Consider the following 22,199-nt stretch of genomic DNA (forward strand, 5'->3'; position numbering starts at 1 on the left):
GGAGACCATGGACCAGGCGAAGCTCAACGAACTCATCGACCGAGAGGCGATCCGCGACTGCCTCTACCGCTATTGCCGCGGCATCGACCGCGGCGACGAGGCGGCGCTGCGCAGTTCCTACTGGCCGGACGCGACCGACCAGCATGGAGCCTATTCGGGTCCGGTGGAAGGCTTCATCCAGATGGCGTTGGGTGTCTTCAAGACCAATCCGCGCAACATCCACCAGGTCTCCAACATCCTGATCGAGTTCCGCGGCGCCTCAGACGCGCGGGTCGAGACCTATTTCAATGCCCTTCAGCGTGGCCCAGGACAGGACGGCGTCGTGCGCCAGTTCCTGCTCGCCGGCCGGTATTGCGACGCGTTCGAGAAGCGCGGCGATGAGTGGCGGGTCGCGCGACGGACGGTTGTCTACGACTGGGTCGAGGAGCAGACGCCGCCTGAAGGATCGGATGCGGAGCGCTTCGGCGTTCGCCAGCCGGTTGGAGGGTTCTTCCCGCACGATCCTGTCTACGCTCTTTTGAAAGACTGAATTTCTTCAAGAATATGAATGTCGTCCTCAGATGATTGAATTGCTTGAACAGGATAGGCGAGGGCGCACAATGGTTTCCATGCGGAGGGGAGAAGAATTTCCGACGTCCGCAATGGAGGTCCTCAGCGATGGCTACGGTCCAGGATACGCATCCGGCTCTTCGCCCTTTGGCGTCGCCCCGCGGGCTGGCGCGGGGTGCTGAGCGCATGCCGGAGATTGTCGAAATGCCTGCTTCCGACACCGTGAGCGACGCCGACTTCAAGACGGCGATGCGACAGGTGACCTCGTCGGTCGCGGTGATCACCGCGCGGTCCGGCAAGGCGCGCAACGGCCTGACGGCCACCGCCGTCTGTTCCGTGTCCGCCGACCCGCCGATGATGCTGGTCTGCATCAACCGCAGCGCCACCGCCGAGAGCCTGATCGCCGAGAGCGGCTCCTTCGCCATCAACTTCCTGTCCGACCAGCAGCACAGGATCGCGCGGCTGTTCTCGACGTCGAAGCTGAGCGCCGAGGAGCGGTTCGGCGAAGGCCGTTGGATCTCGATGGCGACCGGCTCGCCTGTGCTGGAAGGGGCCGTCGCGGCCTTCGACTGCAAGGTCGTGGAGAGGGTGCTCTCCGGGACGCATCACATCTATTTCGGACGGGTGGTCGGCGTGACGTCGCTCGACCAGGAAGCCCTGCTTTACCGCGACGGATCGTTCCGCCGCTTGGCTGCGGTCGGCTGACGGCCGCCGCGCTTATTTTCGCTGACTTCGGGAGGAATGCTGATGGACGGATCAGGACGCATTGTCGTCATCACGGGTGCCGCCGGCGGGATCGGTCGCGAGGCGGTCGCCGCGTTCCTGCGCGACGGCGACACGATCGTGGCGGTCGACCAGGCCGGCTCTGGTGTCCGCGAACTTGCAGCCTCCCTCGGTCCGCAGCATTCGGGCGAGGAATGCGATATCGGCAGCGAGGCCCAGATCGTCGCGCTGTTCGACCGCATCTCGGCACGCTACGGCCGCGTCGACGTGCTGATCAACAATGCCGCGCTCGGCCCGACGATGACGCCGACGGTCGACACCGGCATCGATCTATTCCGCCGCACGCTGTCGGTCAACCTCATCGGGCCGTTCATCATGGCCCGAGAGGCCGCGAAGCGCATGCCGAACGGTGGCGCGATCGTGAACACCGCCTCGCTCGCCGGCGTGTTGGGCAATCCCCGCCGCAACGCCTACTCGGCATCGAAGGCGGGGCTGATCTCCTTCACCAAGTCGCTCGCCTGCGAGTGGGCGTCGAAAGGCATCAGGGTCTGCGCCGTGGCTCCCGGCTACGTCCGCACGCCGATGGTCGCCGAACTGGAGCGGACCGGAAAGGCCGACCTCGCCGCCGTGCGCCGCCGCGTGCCGATGGGCCGCATGGGCAGGCCGGACGAGATGGCGGCCGCGCTGCATTTCCTGGCGTCGAGCCGGGCCGGCTACATCACCGGCTCGGTCCTCGCGGTCGATGGTGGCTGGATGTCGTTCAACCAGCCGGGCGATGCGCATCCGCCCGTCGACGGCACGCCGGACCTCGAACTGAACCGTCCCGCCGTGTCGAAGGCCGCGCGCGTCGTGCTGGTGACGGGCGGCGCCAAGGGCATCGGCGAGGCCGTTGCGCGCAAGTTCGCCGCCAATGGCGACACGGTCGTCGTCGCGGACCGGGACGGCGAGGGGGCGGCTTCCGTCACCAAGTCTCTCGGCCCTGCGCATATCGCCCACACTGTCGACGTGTCTTCGGACGCGGAGGTCGTCGCGCTCTTCGAGGCGATCCGGCAGCGCTTCGGCGGGCTCGACGTGCTCGTCAACAACGCCGCGATCTCCGACACCTTCCGTCCAGCGCTCGAGCAAACCACGGCCGATCTCGAGAGGGTGCTCGATATCAATCTCACCGGCGCCTTCCTTTGCGCGCGCGAGGCAGTGAAGTCGATGCGGGCCGGCGGCATGATCGTCAACACGGGTTCGATCAATACCTTCCTGCCCTTCGTGCCGCGACATGCCTATGGCGCCTCGAAGGCCGGCATCGATATCCTGACCCGCTGCATGGCGGCGGAGCTCGGGCCGTCCGGCATCCGCATCGCCACCGTGGCGCCCGGTTATATCCGCACGCCCGGCGTCGCGGCGCTCGAACAGTCCGGCCGCGTCGACACCGCGTCTATCCGCCGCCGCATCCCGATGGGCGACCTCGGTCGACCGGACGACATCGCCGACGCGGCTCTCTTCCTGGCCTCGGAGGAGGCCTCATACATCAACGGCTCGATCCTTTATGTCGACGGCGGCTGGACCTCGTTCGGCAATGCCGGCTTCGCCAGCGGTTTTTCGGACGAGACGGTTTCGGAGGCGGCGGAATGATCGTCGACTATTCGCCTTCCAGTGGGCTCTCACTGCTCGAGGCCGAGGATTTCAAGGGCTTCAAGCTGCGTATGGCCGGGGCCGAGGCCCGGCCGGCGATCGACGGCGTCACCTTCGTCGATGACGGCAACGTGCTGATCGGCGTCGACACGGTGCCGGCGCTGCCCGGCGCCCCGGCGACGGCCGAATGGCGGGCCGGATACCAGGCGATGGTCGACTACGCCGCGAAGAAAGGCTGGATCGACGCCGCCACGAATTCAATCCGCGCGCATGTCGAGCGCGTGCCCTGAACAGCCAACAAGCAGAGCATCCGAGGAAACTTCAATGGAATTCGGAACATTTATCCTGGCCGCCCAGCGCGGTTATCACCAGTCGTCCGACCAGGTCATCCGCAACTCGATCGAGCAGGCGCAGGCCGCCGAGCGCGCCGGCTGGGACGTCGCATGGTTCGCCGAGCACCATTTCAACAACTACAGCCTCGTGCCGTCGCCGCTGATGATGGTCGCCGCGCTCTCGGGCGTGACCAAGACGATCCGCCTCGGCACGGCTGTCTGCGTGCTGCCGCTCTACCAGCCTCAGCGTCTCCTCTCCGAGATCGGTTTCGCCGACATCGTCTCTAACGGCCGCCTCGAGCTCGGCGTCGGCTCCGGCTACCAGCAGTTCGAGTTCTCGCGCTTCGGCGTCAACGTCGACGAAGCCCCTGCGGTCTTCTCTGAATATCTCGACATCATCCTGAAGGGCCTCAACCAGAAGATCTTCGAGCACCAGGGCACGCACATCAGCATCCCGCCGACGGCGATCTCCGTGCGCACGGTGCAGAAGCCGACGCCGCCGATCTGGCTCGCCGCCGGTTCCGCCCGCTCGATGGGCCGCGCCTATCGTGAGGGCCACAACCTTTTCGTGACCGCCTTGCATGGCGGCCTCGATCAGGTGCGGAACCTGCGCGAGATGATCGAGAAGGCGGCTGAGACGGAAGGCAGGAAGGCGAGTGATGCCAAGATCTCGCTGCTGCGCTGCTGCTACGCCAGCGACGACCAGGCCGAGATCGATTCCTATCTCGACAATGCGCGCTTCCAGCGCCGCCTGTCGGAAGCCCTGCATCAGCGTCGCCAGCAGAGCGCGGACGGCTACATGCTGCAGGAGACGCCGACCCAGCAGGACCTCTCCTTCGAGACCATGCAGAAGAACCTGCCCATCGGCAGCATCAACCGCGTCATCGACCGGCTGCTCGAGGAGATCGAGATCCTCAAGTGCGACCAGATCGCAGTCCAGACACAGCTCGGCGACTTCGACCAGAAGACCATGGTGAAGCAGATCGAGCTCTGGGGCGAAAAGATCATCCCGGCCGTGAACAAGGCGCTCGGCGGCTCCGCCACGCTCAAGGTCGCGAACGGCTGATCCGCATCGGATAAAGAATACGGGGCGTCGGGCATCAGCCCCGGCGCCCTTTTCCTTTTCGGAATGCGGTTCGTGACGATCACTCCTCTCGAGCCAGCCCGCGAATCATCCCGGTGATTCTCTCCGCCAGCCCGACTTGGACGCGTCCAGACCGGCGAACGGAAACCGGATGATGGAGAGACCGTTCTGCTCACCTTGCCTGCGGAGAGGGCGCGTTGCACCCTCGCAGGGCGTCACTGAGGCTGATTGTCGGCCAGCCCGTCACATTGGGGCGGAATGGCGCAATTCCGCCGTTTTCCGGGCCGTTCGGCGATATCTTTCTGCTTCGTTAAGCGCCCTGGTTAAGGCTTCCTTTCGCTCCCTCGGCAAATCGTGTCATTTGTGCAACAGCAATTGGGCATAGCGGTGTGTGCAAGGCGGCGGGGGCAAGTTGACGGTTGAACTGGCGGGGCCGTTCGGTAATTGTCGGTCGGGAAGAGAAGCGACTTCGGAAGCGACTTTTCGCCTTTAGGGGATGGGGCAGGGAACGCTGTCCTTCAGCAAAAAATACCCAGACCCGTTTATTAACTTTGACTGGAGGTCAGAAAATGAACATCAAGAGCCTTCTCATCGGCTCCGCTGCGGCTCTCGTCGCAGTGACCGGCGCCCGCGCCGCCGACGCCGTCATGGCGCCGGAGCCCGAGCCGGTCGAATACGTCCGCGTCTGCGACGCGCACGGCAACGGCTTCTTCTACATCCCCGGCACCGAGACCTGCCTGCAGATCTCCGGCTATGTCTGGTATCAGATCGGCGCGAACAGCTATCGCGATCCCGGCGACACCTTTGGCTATCAGGGCCAGGGCCATTCGTCGGGTGAGGGCTGGTTCAAGAGCGTTCGCGCTCGCGTGAACTTCGACGCTCGCTCCGAGACCGAGTGGGGCACGCTGCGTTCCTACATCCGCCTTCAGGCGTCGTGGAACGGCGCTGGTGATGGTCCGGTCGCTGCTGACCAGGCCTATATCATGCTCGGCGGCTTCATGGCTGGTTACTCGGAATCGTTCTGGGTTGACTCGAAGAACGGCGGGCCGTCGAACTACGGTTCGCACTCGTGGTCGGGCATGTCCTACGGTTATTCGCAGCGCGCCCTCATCGGCTACCGCTTCGACTCGAACGGTTTCTTTGGTGCTCTCTCGCTTGAAGACGACACGCTCACCGGCGAAGGCTACATGCCTGACGTTGTTGCCAAGCTTGGCTATAGCGCTGGTTGGGGTGCGGTGTGGGCGAAGGTTGCCTACGACGAGAGCCTCGAGTCGTTCGCGGCTCAGGTCGGCTCAGATCAACGTTCCGAACATGCCCGGCTCGTCGCTGCGCGTGATCGGCTTCTACTCTGAGGACGTCGGCAACGCCTATGGCATCTATTATGATGGCGGCTTGCCTCCGTTTACCACTGTGAACGCCGAGTGGTCGATCTTGGCCTCGTACAACCAGCAGTTCTCTGAGACGCTGGGCGCTTCGATCGCTGGTCAGCATTTCAGCGGCTTCGATGGCTTCCCGGATGGTTATCTGGTGGAAGGTTCGGTCGTGTGGTTCCCGGTTTCGCAGTTTGAGGTTCGCGGCGAACTCGCTTACGCCAAGACCGACGGCTTCGACGGCACCGTCTCCGGCTTCCTGCGCTTCACGCGTTACTTCTAATCGGCTCACGAGCTGATTTGACGAGACCCGGCGGGCAACCGCCGGGTCTTTCGTTTTAGTTGGATCGTTGGCTTCCTACCCGAACCGTGTGCCGGCGCGACTTATCCTTAACATTGGCGCAATCACCTGCGGCGTCTCCAGCTTAGTTAGGGACCACGCGCCCGCGAGCGGCTCAACCGCCTGTTCCCGGATGTCGACAAAGCTCGCCCCCGGCACAGCCAATGGCTCGCAGGCCGTGCGAACCTCAGCTCCGCTCCGCCTTCTCCAAGAAACGCGCGATTCTCTCGGGCAGATCCCCCGTCTCCAGCAGCGGCGCGTGGCCTTGGCCCTCGACCGTGATCGTCTCCATGGCCGGATGCCGCCGCGCCATCTCCTCGAGCGTCTCGGCCGAGAGCAGCTTCGAATTCTCGCCGCGGATCGCGAGCACCGGAATGCCGCGCAGTCCTTCGAACTGCGGCCACATCTGCGGCAGCGGCTTGTTGAGGTCGATCGAGCTCATCGTGTTGAGCAGCGCCGGGTCGAAGTCGGCGACGAGCGTTCCGTTCTCCTCGCGGTAGAAGGCGCGCGCCATCCGCTCCCAGTCGGCATCCGTCAGCGCGGGGAAATTGTCCTTCTGCGCCGCGCGGCTGATCTCTACCGCTTCCGCGAAGGTCCGCGGCTTCGGCGCGCGTTCGAGATAGGCGCGGATCTGCGCCAGCGCTGCGCCCTCGACCACCGGGCCGATGTCGTTGAAGACGACCGCTTTCAACACGGCGGGCCGCATCGCCGCGAGGACATGGATGATCAACCCGCCGCGCGAAGTGCCGATGAAGCCGCCATGCTCGATTCCCATCGCCGCGAGACCGGCGAGGATATCGCCGCTCTCGATGACGACATTGTAGTTCTGCCAGTCGCGGTCATAGGCCGAGCGGCCGCGGCCGCGATAGTCGAAGGCGACCACCTGACGCGGTGTTTTCGGATGGCGCGCCAGATAGAGCGCGAGGTCGTGGAAATCCGCGGCGTTGCGGGTCAGGCCGGCCAGGCAGATCGCGGGGAGGGCGGATGGATTGCGCTCGCCGTAGATCCGCGCATAAAGCTTCAAACCGTCGGTCGAGCTGTAGTGGAAATCCTCGTAACCAGCCTGCTTCATCCGTTCCTCCCGATGCCTTGTTCAAAGCCATACAGGGGAACGCCCGGGTGGCAAAGCCACTCGGGATCGCTCGGCTCAGCGCCCTTCGACGAGGTCGGCTGCGATGTCGAACTTGCCGGTCAGCCGCATCTTGTAGACCTGATAGTTCTCCATCACGCGCTGCACATAGTGGCGCGTCTCGGTGAACGGGATCCGCTCGATCCAGTCGACGACCTCCTCGACCGGCCTGCCGCGCGGGTCGCCGTAGCGTTTTACCCAGTCCTGCGCGCGCCGCGGGCCGGCATTGTAGCCGGCGAACGTCAGCACATAGGAGCCGGAAAAGCGGCCGAGCTGCTCGGACAGGAATTCCGAGCCGAGCGTCGCGTTGTAGCCGGGATCGGTGGTCAGCAGCACCTTGGAGAACGGCATGCCGGCCTTCCGTGCCATCTCCTTCGCGGTGTCCGGCAGCAGTTGCAGCAGCCCTTGCGCGCCTGCGCCGGACACTGCGCCGACCTTGAACTCGCTTTCCTGTCGGGCGATCGCATAGGCGAGCGCCTTGCCTGCGCCCGAAATGTTCGCGGTCTCGGGGATCGCGCCGGTCGGATGCGCCAGCGAGCCGATCGCCATGCCGCGCGAGGCCGCGATCTTGCCGACCCGCAGCGCGAGATAATGGTCGCCGCGCGCCTCGGCCATGCTCGCCAGCAAGGCGAGTTCGCCGGGGCTGTCGAGCTCACCCGCCAGTTCCCGGTAGAGCGTGTCGGCGTCGGCGGCGTAGCCGGCTTCCTCGATCCGGCGGATCGCCGTCACCGCGTCGCGGCTCTCGAAGGCCGTGCGTTCGGCGTCCGTTGCAGCGGGCATGTCGATAGGAATGGTCTTCCTGCCGAGCTTCTGCGCCGCGAGCTGGCCGTAGAAGGCAGTGCCGTGTTCCGCCGCCTTCTCATAGTTCGATCTGGCGTCGCCCGGCGCCCCGGCGTCGATCGCCCGGCCGAGCCAGTAATGGGCGCGGGAGGAGGAGATTGGCCCCGCCGCGATCCCGGCGATCTTCTCGAAATGACCGGCCGCCGTCTTCGCGTCTTTCAGCATCCTCAGCGCGATCCAGCCTGCATGAAACTCCGCGTCCGCCGCCATCGCTGGAGATTCGGCTGCATGCGCGGCGGCGAGCTTATAGGCGGTGCGAAAATCGCCGAGGTCCATCAGTTCGCGCACGAGCACGCGCCGCTCCACCCACCATGCGTCCGGATCGGCGAGCGCTTCCTTCGCGGTCGGTGCCTTCAGCATCTCGGCGGCGGCCTCGGTATATTTCCCGGCGCGGCGCAACTGCTTGGCGCTGGCGAAGAAATAGCCGGCACTGCGTTCTTCCTTCGGCACATCGTCCAGCAGTTTGCGCGCGTTGCGGTCGCCCTTGATCACCGCCATCCAGGCGGCGGCCAACTTCTCGGCACCCGCAAGGCCCGCCACGCGCATGGCCGAGGTCGTCCGGTCGTTGTAAAGCATGAACTCCATGCGCGCGTGGTGATCCGCCTTGGACAGGACCTGGGAGAATTCCTTCAGCACGGCGGCTTCCGTCGCCGATTCCAGCTTCTGCGCGCGCCAGAACCCGGCAAGCGTCGTGCGGGCCGCCGCCGCATCGCCGAGCGCCGCCTGCGCCCGCGCGAGGATCCGTGCACCCTCCACAGTCTCGGGCGCGGCCCCTGCGAATGCCGCGAGGACGGTTCGCGGATCAGCATTCTCCCGCAGCAGGGCCCGTTCCGTGTTCCGCTTCAGGTCGTTGATCCCGGGCCAGCCGGAAAGCATCCGGATCGCTGTCTCGATCTCACCGCTCGGCACAGCCGGCTGGTTTGAGATCGCGGTCGCCCAGGTCAGGATGTCGTGGTCGAGCGAGCCGAAGCGAAGCGCGTTGCGCGCGGCGACCGCGCCGGTCACGTCGCCGGCATCGAGGGCGGCAAGCCCGAGCTTCAGGAGCGCGATGTCGCCTGCCGGCCGCACGGCCTTCTGCGGCTGCGCCGACTTGGCGGTGGGCGGGGGAGTGGTCAGCGCCGGAAGCGTCGGCAGCACCGGAACGATGGGGGCGGCAGGGCCGGATCGCTTGAGGCGGCTGCCGTCCGGATCCGTATTGGGTCTGTCCATCCCCGCGGTCACGGGCGGCCGCGCCCCGGCCGTAGAGGTCAGGGCGTTCGGATAAAGCACCCAGCCGCCAGCCGCGAGCGCGACCAGGGCGCTGCCGAGGGCAAGCCGATATGGGAAGAGACTGGCGTTCATGCCGGCGATCCCTCTTCAGCACTCCGGACAAACCCTGCAGGGGACACTGGCAAGGGTAGCCGTCCGAGCGTGAAGACTTGGTGAATGAATGGTTATGGCGTCGGGCCGCATCATCGAGTAGAGCACGGGGCCTGCTTGCCGCATCCGCGTGGCAAGACTATGTTGCCGCGCTTTCGCGCATGTAACCGCGCATCAGGAGAAATGCTGATCATGTTCCAGGGGTCGTTCACCGCGCTCGTCACGCCGTTCCGCGCCGATGGCGGGGTCGACGAGAAAGCGTTTGCCGACTTCGTGGACTGGCAGATCGCGGAGGGCACCAACGGCCTCGTCCCGGTCGGCACGACCGGCGAGTCGCCGACGCTCACGCATGAAGAGCATCATTCGGTCGTTCGCGCCTGCATCAAGGCGGCGAAGGGCAGGGTTCCGGTCATGGCCGGCGCCGGCTCCAACAACACGGCCGAAGCCATCAGCCTCGCCACCGAGGCCGAAAAGTCCGGCGCCGATGCCGTCCTGGTCGTCACGCCTTACTACAACAAGCCGACCCAGCGCGGGCTCTACGAGCATTTCGCCGCTGTCGCGCGGGCGACAAAGCTGCCGATCTTCATCTACAACATCCCGCCGCGCTCGGTCATCGACATGACGCCTGAGACGATGGGCAGGCTGCGCAACGATTTCAAGAACATCGTCGGCGTCAAGGACGCGACCGGCAGGGTCGAGCGCGTCTCCGAGCAGCGCATCACCTGCGGCAAGGACTTCATCCAGCTCTCGGGCGAGGATGCGTCCGCTCTCGGCTTCAACGCCCATGGCGGCGTCGGCTGCATTTCGGTCACGTCCAATGTCGTGCCGCGGCTGTGCGCCGAGTTCCAGGCCGCGACGCTCGCCAACGACTGGGAGCGCGCGCTGGAGCTGCAGGACCAGTTGATGCCGCTGCACAAGACGATTTTTATCGAGGCCGGCGTGACGGGCTCAAAATACGCGCTGTCGAAGCTCGGCCGCGTCGCCAACGTCGTGCGCTCGCCGCTCGTCACCGTGGAACCCTCGACAGCGGAGAAGATCGACGCGGCGATGAGAAGCGTCGGTCTCCTGAATTAGCAGCATGGCCACAGGACGTGACGACCCCAACAACAGGACCGTGGCAGAGAACCGCAAGGCGCGGTTCTCCTACGAGGTGCTGGACACGCTTGAGACGGGACTGGTTCTGTCCGGGCACCGAGGTGAAATCGCTGCGCCAGGGGCAGGCGAACATCCAGGAGTCCTACGCCTCCGTCGAGGGCGGGGAGCTGTGGCTGATCAACTCCTACCTGCCGGAATACCTGCAGGCCAACCGCTTCAACCACGAGCCGCGCCGGCGCCGCAAGCTGCTCACCAGCAAGCGCGAACGTGCGCGCCTCGCCCAGGCGGTCGAGCGCGAAGGCATGACGCTCGTGCCGCTGAAGATCTATTTCAACGACCGCGGCCGCGCCAAGCTGCTGCTGGCGGTGGCGCGCGGCAAGAAGCTGCACGACAAGCGCCAGACGGAAAAGGAACGCGACTGGAACCGTGAGAAGGGACGCCTGCTCAAGGAGCGGGGGTAGTCCGTCTAGACGTTTCGACCAAGAAAACGCGCCACATTCGCGAACACGCCGACGAACATCTCTTCGGTCAGCACGCCGGTGTTCGTGTTGTAGCGCGAGCAGTGATAGCTCGAGAACACGCTGACGCCGCCGATCTCGGTCGCCGCGCCGTGTTTGAACGGATGTGCCGCGACGCGGCCGCCCAGCGCACGTATCGTCGACTGGTGTGCGATGGCCCCCAGCGTCACGATAGCGCGCAGGTTCGGAAAACGCCCGACCGTCGCTGAAAGAAACCCCCGGCAGGTGTTGATTTCGCTGCTCTCCGGCTTGTTGGCCGGCGGCACGCAGCGCACCGCGTTGGTGATCGCTGTGTCGATCAGTTCCAGGCTGTCGTCGGGTCGTGCCAGAAACTCGCCGCGCGCAAAGCCGAAGCTTTTCAGCGTCCGGTAGAGCAGGTCGCCCGCATAATCCCCGGTGAAGGGCCGGCCGGTGCGGTTCGCGCCGCGCAGCCCGGGCGCCAGCCCGATGATGAGCAGCCTCACCGAGGCGTCGTCGGACGCGGGCAGGAAGGTCGGCACGGGTCCGTTGAACCAGCCTGGCTCCTTCGCCCGCCATTCGGCGACGAAATCGTGCAGGCGAGGGCACAGCGGACAGTCGTGGGGAGGTTCCGCAGCACCGCGGAGAATCGCATCGATCATCCGGCGATCATGCCCGGATCAGAGATCGTCGTCAGCCGGTTCCTGAGGTTCGATGCGCCGCGGCGGGCGTTCCGCGAGTTCTCGTCCGACATCGGCGCGCAACGTCATCAGGTCGACGAAATGATCGGCCTGCCGGCGCAGGTCGTCGGCGATCATCGGCGGCTGCGAGGACATGGTCGAGATCACCGTCACCTTGCGGCCCCGCCGTTGCAACGCCTCGACCAGTGAGCGGAAATCGCCGTCGCCTGAAAAGATCACATAGTGGTCGACGAATTCGGTGAGCTCCAGCGCGTCGATCGCGAGCTCGATGTCCATGTTGCCCTTGATCTTGCGCCGGCCGCTCGCATCCGTGAATTCCTTGGCCGGCTTCGTAACGACCTTGTATCCGTTATAGTCGAGCCAATCGATCAGTGGACGTATGGAAGAATATTCCTGATCTTCTATGATCGCTGTATAATAATTTGCACGAAGAAGGTATCCTTTCTTCTGAAAGTATACAAGAAGCTTGCGGTAGTCTATATCGAATCCAAGGGACCGCGAGGTTGCATATAGATTAGCTCCGTCGATGAAGAGCGCAATCTTCTCCCGGGAATCAAACATGTTAAAACATCCCAAAAACGACGTGCAGACAATCCAAATCGGGCAACAGTAAATAGTTCCCAATCCCACCTGCAACTCACTTAGCGCTGTGATTGGGCTAATCAAGGGCAGGCTGTGCCTCGGCAACAAAATGTGACCGTATGTGATCTTGTGCCGCGGCCGACGCTCCGCTGGCATGCCGCCCGGGCCGCGATGCCTCAAGCTTGTAATTTAGGCTTGAAGGCGATATGCAGCGCGCCAATATTCCCGACATTCAAGCAGGAAAGGGGCATCGATGGCCCGCGTCACAGTTGAAGACTGCATCGACAAGGTCGAGAACCGTTTCGAACTCGTTCTGCTCGCCGGCCACCGCGCCCGCCAGATCAGCCAGGGCGCCCCGATCACGGTCGATCGCGATAACGACAAGAACCCCGTGGTCGCGCTGCGCGAAATCGCAGACGAGACGCTGTCCCCGGACGATCTCAAGGAAGACCTGATCCACTCGCTGCAGAAGCATGTCGAAGTGGACGAGCCGGAGGCGGACGCCGCCGAGCTGGTTGACCGTCAGGGCGCTGCCGGCGAAGTGGTCAGCGTCGAGGAAGACGGTGACGACCAGGTCGCCTTCGACCGGATGAGCGAAGAAGAACTGCTCGCCGGTATCGAGGGGCTGGTTGCGCCGGAGAAAAACGACGACTTCTGAGCCGCTTCCGGCCCGCGGCGCTTCCGTGCCGCCACAATCGCAGCTATTTAATCCATGCGCCGCGCGAACGTGCGGCGCATGTTTCATTTTTTAGGTTTGGTCATATCCGATGATGCGTCAATACGAGCTTGTCGAGCGCGTCCAGCGCTACAAGCCCGACGTGAACGAGGCGCTGCTCAACAAGGCCTATGTCTATGCGATGCAGAAGCATGGCCATCAGCGCCGGGCATCGGGAGACCCCTATTTCTCGCATCCGCTCGAAGTCGCCGCGATCCTGACGGACATGCATCTGGACGAGTCGACCATCGCGGTCGCGCTCCTGCATGACACGATCGAGGACACGACCGCAACGCGCGCCGAGATCGACGAACTGTTCGGACCCGACATCGGCAAGCTGGTCGAGGGCCTGACAAAGCTCAAGCGCCTCGACCTCGTCTCCAAGCGCGCCGAGCAGGCGGAGAACCTGCGCAAGCTCCTCATCGCCATCTCGGAGGACGTGCGCGTTCTGCTCGTCAAGCTGGCCGACCGGCTGCACAACATGCGCACCCTCCATCACGTGCCCGAGGCGAAGCGGCTGCGCATCGCCGAAGAGACGATGGAGATTTATGCCCCGCTTGCCGGCCGCATGGGCATGCAGGACATGCGCGAGGAGCTGGAGGAGCTCGCCTTCCGCTATGTCAATCCGGAGGCCTACCGCACCGTGACGGCGCGGCTCGCGGCCTTCATGGACAAGAGCCGCGGCGTGATCCAGGGCATCGAGAAGGCCCTGTCTGACATGTTCGCTACGACCGGCCTCAAGGCCTCTGTGAAAAGCCGCCAGAAGAAGCCGTGGTCGGTCTTCCGCAAGATGGAGGCCAAGGCGCTCTCCTTCGAACAGCTGTCCGACATCATCGGCTTCCGCGTCATCGTCGAGACGGTCGACGACTGTTATCGCGCGCTCGGCGCCATCCACACGACCTGGCAGATGGTGCCGGGCCGCTTCAAGGACTACATCTCGATCCCGAAGCAGAACGACTACCGCTCGCTGCATACCACGATCGTGGGCCCGTCGCGCCAGCGCGTCGAGCTGCAGATCAGGACCCAGGAGATGGACCGCGTCGCCGAATATGGCGTGGCCGCGCACTCCATCTACAAGGACGGTCCGAAGAAGCCGAATGGCGCCGCCTACAAGGTGTCGAGCGAGACCAACGCCTATGCGTGGCTGCGCCGCACCATCGAGTCGCTCGCCGACGGCGACAATCCCGAGGACTTCCTGGAGAACACCAAGCTCGAACTGTTCCAGGACCAGGTCTTCTGCTTCACGCCCAAGGGTATGCTGATCGCTTTGCCGCGCGGTGCGACGCCGATCGACTTCGCCTATGCGGTGCACACCGACGTCGGCGACACCTGTGTCGGCGCCAAGGTCAACGGCCGGGTCATGCCCCTGATGACCGAGCTTCAGAACGGCGACGAGGTCGAGATCATCCGCTCGAAGTCGCAGGTCCCGCCCGCGGCCTGGGAAGCCGTCGTCGTCACCGGCAAGGCACGCTCGGCGATCCGCCGCGCCACCCGCACCGCCATCCGCAAGCAGTATTCGGGCCTCGGCACCCGCATCCTCGAACGCGCCTTCGAGCGCTCGGGTCGCACCTTCTCCAAGGCCGAGTTGAAGCAGGTCCTGCCGCGCCTCGCCCGTAAGGACGTCGAGGACGTGCTGGCCGCCGTCGGGCGGGGAGAGCTGTCTTCGATCGACGTGATGCGGGCGGTCAATCCCGACATCAAGGAGATCAAGTCGGCGCCGGCTCCGAAGGTGAAGGAAGAGGGCTGGTCCAAGCTGCGCAATGCGGCGGGCATGCTGTTCCAGGTGCCGGGGCTGTCGTCCCGCAAGACGGACGCCAAGGGCGACAGCCGCGCGGCGCTGCCGATCCGCGGCGTGCGCGGCGACCTGCCGGTGCGTTTCGCGCCGGAAGGGGCGGTGCCCGGTGACCGCATCGTCGGCATCCTCCAGCCCGGCACAGGCATCACCATCTATCCGATCCAGTCGCCCTCGCTCACCGCCTTCGATGACCAGCCGGAACGCTGGATCGACGTTCGCTGGGACATTTCCGAGGACAAGAAGGAGCGCTTCCCGGCCCGCATCAGCGTGACGGCGCTGAACGCGCCCGGATCGCTCGCCGAGATTGCGCAGATCATTGCGGCGAACGACGCCAACATCCATACGCTGTCCATGGTGCGGCCGGCGCCCGATTTCACCGAGATGGTCGTCGACCTTGAGGTGTGGGACCTGAAGCACCTGAACCGGCTGATCTCGCAGCTCAAGGCGAATGAGGCGGTCAGGCTGGCCAAGCGCGTGAATGGATAGAGAGGGGCTCATGACGACGGACGAGGTCATCCAGATTTTTCGCGACACGGGAGCGGTGCTCGAAGGGCACTTCATCCTGACGTCGGGCCTGCGCAGCCCGGTCTTCCTGCAGAAGGCGCGCGTTTTCATGCATGCCGACAAGACGGCGGTCCTGTGCAAGGCGCTGGCGGAGAAGATCCGCCGGGAGGTGCCCGGCACGATCGACTATGTCGTCGGCCCCGCCGTCGGCGGCATCATTCCCGCCTACGAGACGTCGCGCCATCTCGGCGTCCCGGCGATCTGGGTCGAGCGCGAGGGCGGCGAGTTTCGCCTGCGCCGCTTCGAGATCGAGAAAGGGGCACGCGTGGTGATCGTGGAGGACATCGTCACCACCGGCCTGTCGATCCGCGAGACGATCACCTGTCTGCGGGAGATCGGCGCCGAGGTGCTCGCCGCCGCCTGCATCGTCGACCGCTCGGCCGGCAAGACGAATGTCGGCGTGCCGCTCGTCTCGCTGGCGCAGTATGAAGTGCCGGCCTATCCGGCAGACCGCCTGCCGCCCGAGCTTGCCGCGATCCCGGCAGTGAAGCCCGGCAGCCGGAATCTCTGACATGATCATCGGCCTCGGCAGCGACCTGATCGACATCCGCCGCGTGCAGAAATCGCTCGACCGCTTCGGCGAGCGCTTCACGCAGCGCATCTTTACCGAGATCGAGCAGGCGAAATCGGATCGCCGCAAGGAGCGCGCGGCCTCACGCCAAGCGCTTCGCCGCCAAGGAGGCCTGTTCAAAGGCGCTCGGCACCGGTCTTTCGCGCGGCGTCTTCTGGCGCGACATGGGGGTGGTCAACCTGCCCGGAGGCAAGCCGACCATGCATCTGACCAACGGCGCGGCGAAGCGGCTGGAGGCGATGACGCCGCCCGGACACCGCGCCGTGATCCACCTGACGATTACCGACGACTTCCCGCTCGCTCAGGCGTTCGTGATCATCGAAGCCTTGCCGGCGGCCTGAGCGACCGGAGTTTCGCCGCATTTGCGTTGCCCCACGCGAGGCAAGTGGCTAAAGACGTGACCGGAAACGAGGAAGCGATGAGCGTGGCAGAGAAGACAGGCAAGAAGTCCGGCGGGCTTGGCGAAACCGTCAGCGTCATTGTCCAGGCGCTGATCCTCGCGCTCGTCATCCGCACTTTCCTGTTCCAGCCCTTTTCGATTCCATCCGGCTCGATGCGCCCCACGCTGCTCGAAGGCGACTACCTGTTCGTGACCAAGTGGGCCTACGGCTATTCGCGCCACTCGCTGCCGTTCTCGCCGAACCTCTTCTCCGGCCGCATCTTCGGCTCCGATCCCGAGCGCGGCGACGTGGCCGTGTTCAAATATCCGCCCAATCCCTCGCTCGACTACATCAAGCGTGTCATCGGCCTGCCTGGCGACCGCATCCGGATGATCGAAGGCGTGCTCAACATCAATGGCACGCCGGTGCAGCGCGTGAAGACCGGCGAGATCAACAATCCCGACATCACAGAGGAGAACCGGCCGGTCGACGTCTATCGCGAGACGCTGCCGAACGGTGTCTCCTACGACACGCTCGACCTGACGCCGAACGGCATCAGCGACAACACGCGCGAGTTCACGGTCCCGGCGGGCCATTATTTCATGATGGGCGACAACCGCGACAACTCGGCCGACAGCCGCGTCTTCGGCTTCGTGCCGGCGGAAAATCTCGTCGGTCGCGCCAACATCATCTTCTTCTCGATCTCCGACGGCTCGAGCCCGCTCGAGATCTGGAAGTGGCCGACCGACCTGCGTCCGGGCCGCCTGTTCAACTCCGTGCACTGATGGCGCTGAAGCGGCCGACGGGAGAAGATCTGGCGCGGATCGTCTGCGAACGGACCGGCCACGCCTTTGGAAATCTCGGCTTGCTCCAGACCGCGCTCACCCATTCGAGCACGGGTGGAGCCACGAACAACGAGCGCCTCGAATTCCTCGGCGACCGCGTTCTCGCGCTCGTCGTCTCGGACATGCTGTTCTCCTCGTTCCCCGACGCCAGGGAGGGCGAGCTTGCGGTCAGGCTCAACGCGCTCGTGCGCGCCGAGACCTGCGCCGATGTTGCACTCGAGATTGGGCTTGAGACGATCATCAGGGCTGACTCCGCCGTGCGCGCCGGTGTCGGCGCCAAGGCGAAGAACGTTCTGGCCGACGCCACCGAGGCCCTGATCGCCGCGATCTATCTCGACGGCGGCATCAATGCGGCCCGCGCCTTCATCCTTCGCTACTGGGAGAAGCGTTCGCGCGCGATCGAGACGCTGCCGCGCGACGCCAAGACCGAGCTGCAGGAATGGGCCGCCCAGCAGTCCGGCGCCCGACCCGCCTATTCGGTCGAGAAACGCGAAGGCCCCGACCACGCGCCGGTGTTCACGGTCGTGGTCGAGCTGCCGGGCTATTCCGGGGCGAGGGCGACCGGCCGCTCCAAGCAGGCGGCGGAACGCGCCGCCGCCGAGGCATTCCTGGCGCGCGAGGGCATCGGCGCGGCGAAGGAGACAGTGTCGTGAGCGATGTGAAGGACAGTGCGGCCAAAGGCGCGCCCGCGACCCGTTCGGGCTTCGTCGCCCTCATCGGCGCGCCGAATGCCGGCAAGTCGACGCTGGTGAACCAGCTCGTCGGCACCAAGGTGTCGATCGTCACGCACAAGGTGCAGACGACACGAGCGATCGTGCGCGGCATCGCGATCCATGGCGCGGCGCAGATCGTCTTCGTCGATACGCCGGGCATCTTCAAGCCGCGGCGCAGGCTGGACACCGCCATGGTCACGACTGCCTGGGGCGGGGCGAAGGATGCCGACATCGTGCTCGTCCTCATCGACGCCGAACGCGGCCTCAAGGGCGATGCGGCCGCGATCCTCGAACGGGTTGCCGACGTGAGGCAGCCGAAGGCGCTGATCCTCAACAAGGTGGACCGCGTCAAGCGCGAGACGCTGCTGGCGCTCACGGCCGAGTGCAACGAGCGTGCCACCTTTGAGCGTACCTTCATGGTCTCGGCGCTCACCGGCTCTGGCTGCCGCGACCTCCTCGACTGGCTCGCCGAGGCGCTGCCCGCGGGGCCGTGGTATTTTCCCGAGGACCAGATCTCCGACCTGCCGATGCGCCAGCTCGCCGCCGAGATCACTCGGGAGAAGCTGTATCTGCGACTGCATCAGGAGTTGCCTTACTCCTCCACGGTGGAAACCGAGAAGTGGGAGGAGAAGCCCGACGGGTCCGTGCGCATCGAGCAGGTGATCTTCGTCGAGCGCGACAGCCAGAAAAAGATCGTGCTCGGCGAGAAGGGCCAGACCATCAAGGCGATCGGTCAGTCCGCGCGCAAGGAGATCGCCGAGATCCTCGAACAGAAGGTGCATCTCTTCCTGTTCGTGAAGGTGCGCGAGAACTGGGGCGACGACCCCGAGCGCTACCGCGAGATGGGCCTGGAGTTTCCCGGATAGCGCCCGCTCCGGCGATCACACCGCTTTCGTGACCGGCGGCGCGCAGCGCTCGATGAGGTCGCCGATCGGTTCCGGCCTGTGCAGCAGGAAGCCCTGGCCGTAATCGACGCCCATCTCGGCCGGCATTTCCAGCGTCTCCTGCTTCTCGATCTTCTCTGCCACGACCGAATAGCCGAGGCTGCGCGCGATGCCGATGATCGCCGAGACGATCTCGCGGTCGTAGCGGCTCTCCGTCATATGCTCCACGAAGGAGCCGTTGATCTTGATGGCATCGATCGGGAAGCGGCGCAGATATTCGAAAGAGCTCATGCCGGCCCCGAAATCGTCGAGGCTGACGCGGCACTTGCGCTGCCGCGCATTGAGGATGAACTGCTCCGCCGCCTCGAAATTCGTAACGGCGGCGGTTTCGGTGATCTCGAACATGATGCTGTGGGGCGAGGTGCCCGTTTCGACCATGACGGTGTCGACAAACTCCCACAGCAGCGGATCGCTGAGTGTCTGCGCCGACAGGTTGAAGGCGAGCGTGATGCCGCTGCGGGCCGCGGCCGTGCCGTAGCGCATCAGCGTCGTCCGGAAGATCCAGCGGTCGAGCTTTGCCGCGACGCCGAAGCGCTCCGCTGCGGGAATGAACTCGCCCGGCGGGATCAGCCGCCCGTCCTTGGCGATCAGTCGCACCAGCACCTCGACATGGCCGCAGGCCTCCCAGGAATGGCCGATCGGGTGGATTTGCTGCCCGAACAGCGCGATTCGGTCGCTCTCCAGCGCATCCATCGTGTCCGAGGCCATCCGCGCCGCGTTGAGGCCCACGGTCGCCGCGCTCCCCTGCGCGGAGAACAGCGCATGGCGGTTCCTCCCCGTTGCCTTGGCGGCGTAGCAGGCGTCGTCGGCCGAGGCGAGCGCGTCCGACACGGTGACCGTGGCGTCGGCGATGAAGGCGATGCCGATGCTGGCTGCCAGCCGTCGCGCGCCAGAGCTTGGGCCGAGGTCGGCATCGCGGATCGCGGCCAGGATGTCGTCGGCAAGCTTCTCGGCGGGCGCCACGTCGCAGGCCGGCACCACCAGTGCGAATTCGTCGCCGCCGAGGCGCGCCGCGTATGCGCCGGGCGGCAGGACGGCGCGTATATCGTCTGCTATCCGCCGCAATGCCACGTCGCCGGCCGCATGTCCTGCGAAGTCGTTCAACGCCTTGAAGTAATCGAGATCGATGTAGAACACCGCAAGCGGGAATTTTCCGCCTTCGTCGCGCAGTTGCGTCAGCGCGTCATCGAAGGCCGTTCGGTTGAGCAGGCCGGTGAGGGGATCGTGCCTGGCGGCATAGGCCAGCTCCTGCTCGCGCTTATGTTCGTCGGTCACATCCCTGACAGTGCCCAGCAGGTAACCGGAGGAATTCGGTTCCGGAATATAGCGGATCAGCGACTCGACGTAGCGCACCTCGCCGTCGCGGCGGATGATGCGGTAGCGGCTGGTGACCACATGCGTGGAGCCAACCGGAACCTGATGCGCCTCTTCGGCGGCCGCCTTGTCGTCGGGATGCAGGAAGCCGAACCAGAAATCGCTCGGCACTTCGTCGCGATCGCTCGTCACGCCGAATATCCCGCGCGTGCGCTCGTCCCAGAAGCTGCGCTTGCCGTCGATATCATGGTGCCAGATGCCGGTGCCGCTCGCCTCGAGTGCAAGGCGCAGGCGCGCATTGAGCTGTTCCAGCGCCTGCTCGGCCGCCTTCTGCCGTGTAATGTCGGTCTGCACGCCGACCACGCGCGTCGGCTTGCCGTTCTTGTCCCGCTCCACCACTCCGCCGCGGTCGAGTACCCAGATCCACTTGCCCGACTTGTGCCGCAGCCTGAGCTCGGTCTCGATGATCTCGGTCAGGCCGGCAAGATGCTTCTCACCGCTCGCGAGGGCGCGATCCTTGTCGTCGGGATGGGTCAGTCTCAGCCAAAGATCGCTGACCGGAGGCAGTTCTCCCGGCTCGTAGCCGAGCATCCGCTCCCAGGTCGGCGAGTAGAAGCACTCATCGGTCTTGAGGTTCCAGTCCCACACGCCGAGCTTCGCCCGGTCGAGCGCGAGTTCCCAGAATGCTTCGTCACGGCGGCTGCTGGCCTTTTTCGCCATTCCTTCACCCGGTAACTGCCAATGCCGAAAAGATCACAATCTCAAGAACAATACCTTAATCGAAGACATGCGCTGCCGACCTTCATGCAACGCCCGCGCAGTGTCACCGGTCAGCGCCCGCGCCTTGCTTTCGTCCGCCCATCCGGCCAGACTCGGTGGATGGAGTGGCGTGACGAGGGAATCATAATCGGTGTGCGACGTCATGGCGAGACAAGCGCCATCGTCGAGGCGATGACGCGCGCGCATGGCCGCCATCTCGGCCTCGTGCGCGGCGGCCGTTCGCGCAAGATGCAGCCGATGCTGCAGCCCGGCAACCGGGTCGATCTCATCTGGCGCGCACGTCTCGACGAGCATCTTGGCACCTTCCAGGCCGAGCCGATCGAGCTCAACGCCGCGCGCCTGTTCGACGCCGCGACCGCCGTGTTCGGCCTGCAGATGCTGGCCGCGCATCTGCGTCTGCTGCCCGAGCGCGATCCGCATCCGGCGCTCTACGAGACCCTCGGCCTTGTGCTTTCCCATCTCGACGATGCCGCCTCGGCCGGCGAGCTCGCGGTCCGCTTCGAGCTTCTGGTCCTCGATGAGCTTGGCTTTGGACTCGACCTTTCAGAATGTGCGGCGACGGGAACACGCGATGATCTCGTCTATGTGTCGCCCAAGTCCGGCCGTGCCGTGTCGCGCGCGGCGGGCGAGCCCTGGCGCGACGCGATGCTGCCCCTGCCGGCCTTCCTCGACCGCCGCTCCGGCATGCGGGCGGATGCCTCCGCCTTCGAGCAGGCCTTCCGCCTGACAGGCTATTTCTTCGAGCGACACGTCTACGAGCCGCGCGGCATCGGCCAGCCCGAGGCGCGGGCGAGTTTCATTGCCGCAGTGCGCCGCGCTTTTCCGAGCAATGCAGGAGCAGCAGCCGAATGACCGCAGTCGAGCTTTTCCCCGGCTATGTCGCGCAGAGGGGGATCGGCACGATCCCGCGCGAGGATGTCGGACTCTATTCGGGCATCGAACTGCTGCAGCGTCTCATCGACGGCCATTATCCCGCCCCGCCGATCGGCGAGCGGCTGAATTTCGGCCTGACCGAGGTTTCCGAGGGCAGGGCGGTCTTCCGCGGCCTGCCGGGCGAGCGCCATCTCAATCCGCTCGGCTCCGTCCATGGTGGCTGGACCGGCACGATTATGGATTCCGCGCTGGCGTGCGCGGTCCAGACGCTGCTCGCCAGGGGCGAGGCGTATACGACGGTGGAATTCAAGGTGAACCTCACCCGGCCAATCACCAGCCGCACGGGCGAGGTCGTATGCGAGGGCAGGGTGGTGAGCAAGGGCCGCACGATCGCCGTGTCGGAGGCGACGCTGAAGGACAAGGACGGCAAGCTGCTCGCCTTCGGAACCGAGACCTGCACGATCTTTCCTGTCGCCAATCTTGCAGGTTGAGCCTCCGG

The 22,199-nt window shown here is 65.2% G+C and carries 21 protein-coding genes and 2 pseudogenes; 18 read left to right on the top strand and 5 right to left on the bottom strand.

Going from position 1 to position 22,199, the window contains the following annotated elements; translation table 11 throughout:
- Window positions 1–7 precede the first annotated feature (7 nt).
- The 7 genes from LRS09_RS20835 (at window position 8) to LRS09_RS20865 (ending at window position 5,967) form a co-directional block, all read left to right on the top strand.
- On the top strand, window positions 8–529 hold the full coding sequence (locus LRS09_RS20835; RefSeq protein ID WP_257808809.1) for a nuclear transport factor 2 family protein: 522 nt from the start codon (window positions 8–10) through the stop codon (window positions 527–529).
- 224 nt (window positions 530–753) lie between these two features.
- A complete protein-coding gene (locus tag LRS09_RS20840; RefSeq protein ID WP_257808811.1) occupies window positions 754–1,254 on the top strand; it encodes a flavin reductase family protein in 501 nt (166 codons plus the stop codon).
- A 42-nt stretch (window positions 1,255–1,296) separates the two neighbouring features.
- A complete protein-coding gene (locus tag LRS09_RS20845) occupies window positions 1,297–2,898 on the top strand; it encodes an SDR family oxidoreductase (RefSeq protein WP_257808812.1) in 1,602 nt (533 codons plus the stop codon).
- Window positions 2,895–3,188 carry a hypothetical protein gene (locus tag LRS09_RS20850; protein WP_257808813.1) on the top strand — a complete coding sequence of 98 codons (294 nt, stop codon included), beginning with the start codon at window positions 2,895–2,897 and terminating at the stop codon, window positions 3,186–3,188. Before LRS09_RS20845 ends, LRS09_RS20850 begins: the two co-directional genes overlap by 4 nt.
- Window positions 3,189–3,222: 34 nt before the next feature.
- Window positions 3,223–4,296 carry an LLM class flavin-dependent oxidoreductase gene (locus tag LRS09_RS20855; RefSeq protein WP_257808814.1) on the top strand — a complete coding sequence of 358 codons (1,074 nt, stop codon included), beginning with the start codon at window positions 3,223–3,225 and terminating at the stop codon, window positions 4,294–4,296.
- A 587-nt stretch (window positions 4,297–4,883) separates the two neighbouring features.
- A complete protein-coding gene (locus tag LRS09_RS20860; RefSeq protein ID WP_257808815.1) occupies window positions 4,884–5,666 on the top strand; it encodes a porin in 783 nt (260 codons plus the stop codon).
- Complete coding sequence (locus LRS09_RS20865) at window positions 5,626–5,967, top strand: hypothetical protein (protein ID WP_257808817.1); 342 nt, start codon at window positions 5,626–5,628, stop codon at window positions 5,965–5,967. The genes LRS09_RS20860 and LRS09_RS20865 overlap by 41 nt, the downstream gene beginning before the upstream one ends.
- A 244-nt stretch (window positions 5,968–6,211) precedes the next feature.
- Here the strand turns inward: LRS09_RS20865 and LRS09_RS20870 are convergent, their stop codons facing one another.
- Window positions 6,212–7,096, bottom strand: a complete 885-nt coding sequence (locus LRS09_RS20870; RefSeq protein ID WP_257808818.1) for an alpha/beta fold hydrolase — start codon at window positions 7,094–7,096, stop codon at window positions 6,212–6,214.
- A gap of 75 nt (window positions 7,097–7,171) precedes the next feature.
- Window positions 7,172–9,334, bottom strand: coding sequence for a transglycosylase SLT domain-containing protein (locus LRS09_RS20875; RefSeq protein ID WP_257808819.1), 2,163 nt, complete (start codon window positions 9,332–9,334; stop codon window positions 7,172–7,174).
- Between the two features lie 210 nt (window positions 9,335–9,544).
- On the opposite strand from LRS09_RS20875, the gene dapA reads away from it, so the two are divergent.
- Window positions 9,545–10,426 (top strand): 4-hydroxy-tetrahydrodipicolinate synthase, encoded by an 882-nt coding sequence (dapA, locus tag LRS09_RS20880; protein ID WP_257810276.1) that lies wholly within the window; start codon window positions 9,545–9,547, stop codon window positions 10,424–10,426.
- Between the two features lie 4 nt (window positions 10,427–10,430).
- Window positions 10,431–10,908, top strand: a pseudogene (smpB, locus tag LRS09_RS20885) (SsrA-binding protein SmpB).
- A gap of 5 nt (window positions 10,909–10,913) precedes the next feature.
- On the opposite strand, the gene LRS09_RS20890 reads toward smpB, so the two are convergent.
- Window positions 10,914–11,585 carry a uracil-DNA glycosylase gene (locus LRS09_RS20890; RefSeq protein ID WP_257808820.1) on the bottom strand — a complete coding sequence of 224 codons (672 nt, stop codon included), beginning with the start codon at window positions 11,583–11,585 and terminating at the stop codon, window positions 10,914–10,916.
- Window positions 11,586–11,603: 18 nt separating this feature from the next.
- Window positions 11,604–12,185 (bottom strand): NYN domain-containing protein, encoded by a 582-nt coding sequence (locus tag LRS09_RS20895; RefSeq protein WP_257810277.1) that lies wholly within the window; start codon window positions 12,183–12,185, stop codon window positions 11,604–11,606.
- Window positions 12,186–12,459: 274 nt separating this feature from the next.
- Here LRS09_RS20895 and rpoZ point away from each other — a divergent pair, with 274 nt between their 5' ends.
- The 7 genes and pseudogenes from rpoZ (at window position 12,460) to era (ending at window position 18,655) form a co-directional block, all read left to right on the top strand.
- A complete protein-coding gene (rpoZ, locus tag LRS09_RS20900; protein ID WP_257808821.1) occupies window positions 12,460–12,864 on the top strand; it encodes a DNA-directed RNA polymerase subunit omega in 405 nt (134 codons plus the stop codon).
- A 109-nt stretch (window positions 12,865–12,973) separates the two neighbouring features.
- Window positions 12,974–15,202 (top strand): bifunctional (p)ppGpp synthetase/guanosine-3',5'-bis(diphosphate) 3'-pyrophosphohydrolase, encoded by a 2,229-nt coding sequence (locus LRS09_RS20905; protein ID WP_257808822.1) that lies wholly within the window; start codon window positions 12,974–12,976, stop codon window positions 15,200–15,202.
- 10 nt (window positions 15,203–15,212) lie between these two features.
- Window positions 15,213–15,791, top strand: coding sequence for an orotate phosphoribosyltransferase (gene pyrE, locus LRS09_RS20910; protein ID WP_257808824.1), 579 nt, complete (start codon window positions 15,213–15,215; stop codon window positions 15,789–15,791).
- 1 nt (window position 15,792) lies between these two features.
- Window positions 15,793–16,192 (top strand): annotated as a pseudogene (gene acpS / locus LRS09_RS20915) (holo-ACP synthase).
- A gap of 77 nt (window positions 16,193–16,269) precedes the next feature.
- Window positions 16,270–17,016 carry a signal peptidase I gene (gene lepB, locus LRS09_RS20920; protein WP_257808825.1) on the top strand — a complete coding sequence of 249 codons (747 nt, stop codon included), beginning with the start codon at window positions 16,270–16,272 and terminating at the stop codon, window positions 17,014–17,016.
- Window positions 17,016–17,729 carry a ribonuclease III gene (rnc, locus tag LRS09_RS20925; RefSeq protein WP_257808827.1) on the top strand — a complete coding sequence of 238 codons (714 nt, stop codon included), beginning with the start codon at window positions 17,016–17,018 and terminating at the stop codon, window positions 17,727–17,729. Before lepB ends, rnc begins: the two co-directional genes overlap by 1 nt.
- Window positions 17,726–18,655 (top strand): GTPase Era, encoded by a 930-nt coding sequence (gene era / locus LRS09_RS20930; protein WP_257808829.1) that lies wholly within the window; start codon window positions 17,726–17,728, stop codon window positions 18,653–18,655. Before rnc ends, era begins: the two co-directional genes overlap by 4 nt.
- Before the next feature lie 15 nt (window positions 18,656–18,670).
- Here era and LRS09_RS20935 read toward each other — a convergent pair whose 3' ends face one another.
- Complete coding sequence (locus LRS09_RS20935) at window positions 18,671–20,767, bottom strand: EAL domain-containing protein (protein ID WP_257808830.1); 2,097 nt, start codon at window positions 20,765–20,767, stop codon at window positions 18,671–18,673.
- 159 nt (window positions 20,768–20,926) lie between these two features.
- On the opposite strand from LRS09_RS20935, the gene recO reads away from it, so the two are divergent.
- Window positions 20,927–21,679, top strand: a complete 753-nt coding sequence (gene recO, locus LRS09_RS20940; RefSeq protein ID WP_257808832.1) for a DNA repair protein RecO — start codon at window positions 20,927–20,929, stop codon at window positions 21,677–21,679.
- On the top strand, window positions 21,676–22,191 hold the full coding sequence (locus LRS09_RS20945) for a PaaI family thioesterase (protein ID WP_257808834.1): 516 nt from the start codon (window positions 21,676–21,678) through the stop codon (window positions 22,189–22,191). Before recO ends, LRS09_RS20945 begins: the two co-directional genes overlap by 4 nt.
- Window positions 22,192–22,199 lie beyond the last annotated feature (8 nt).

Source organism: Mesorhizobium sp. J428 (assembly GCF_024699925.1).
GTDB lineage: Bacteria > Pseudomonadota > Alphaproteobacteria > Rhizobiales > Rhizobiaceae > Mesorhizobium_A.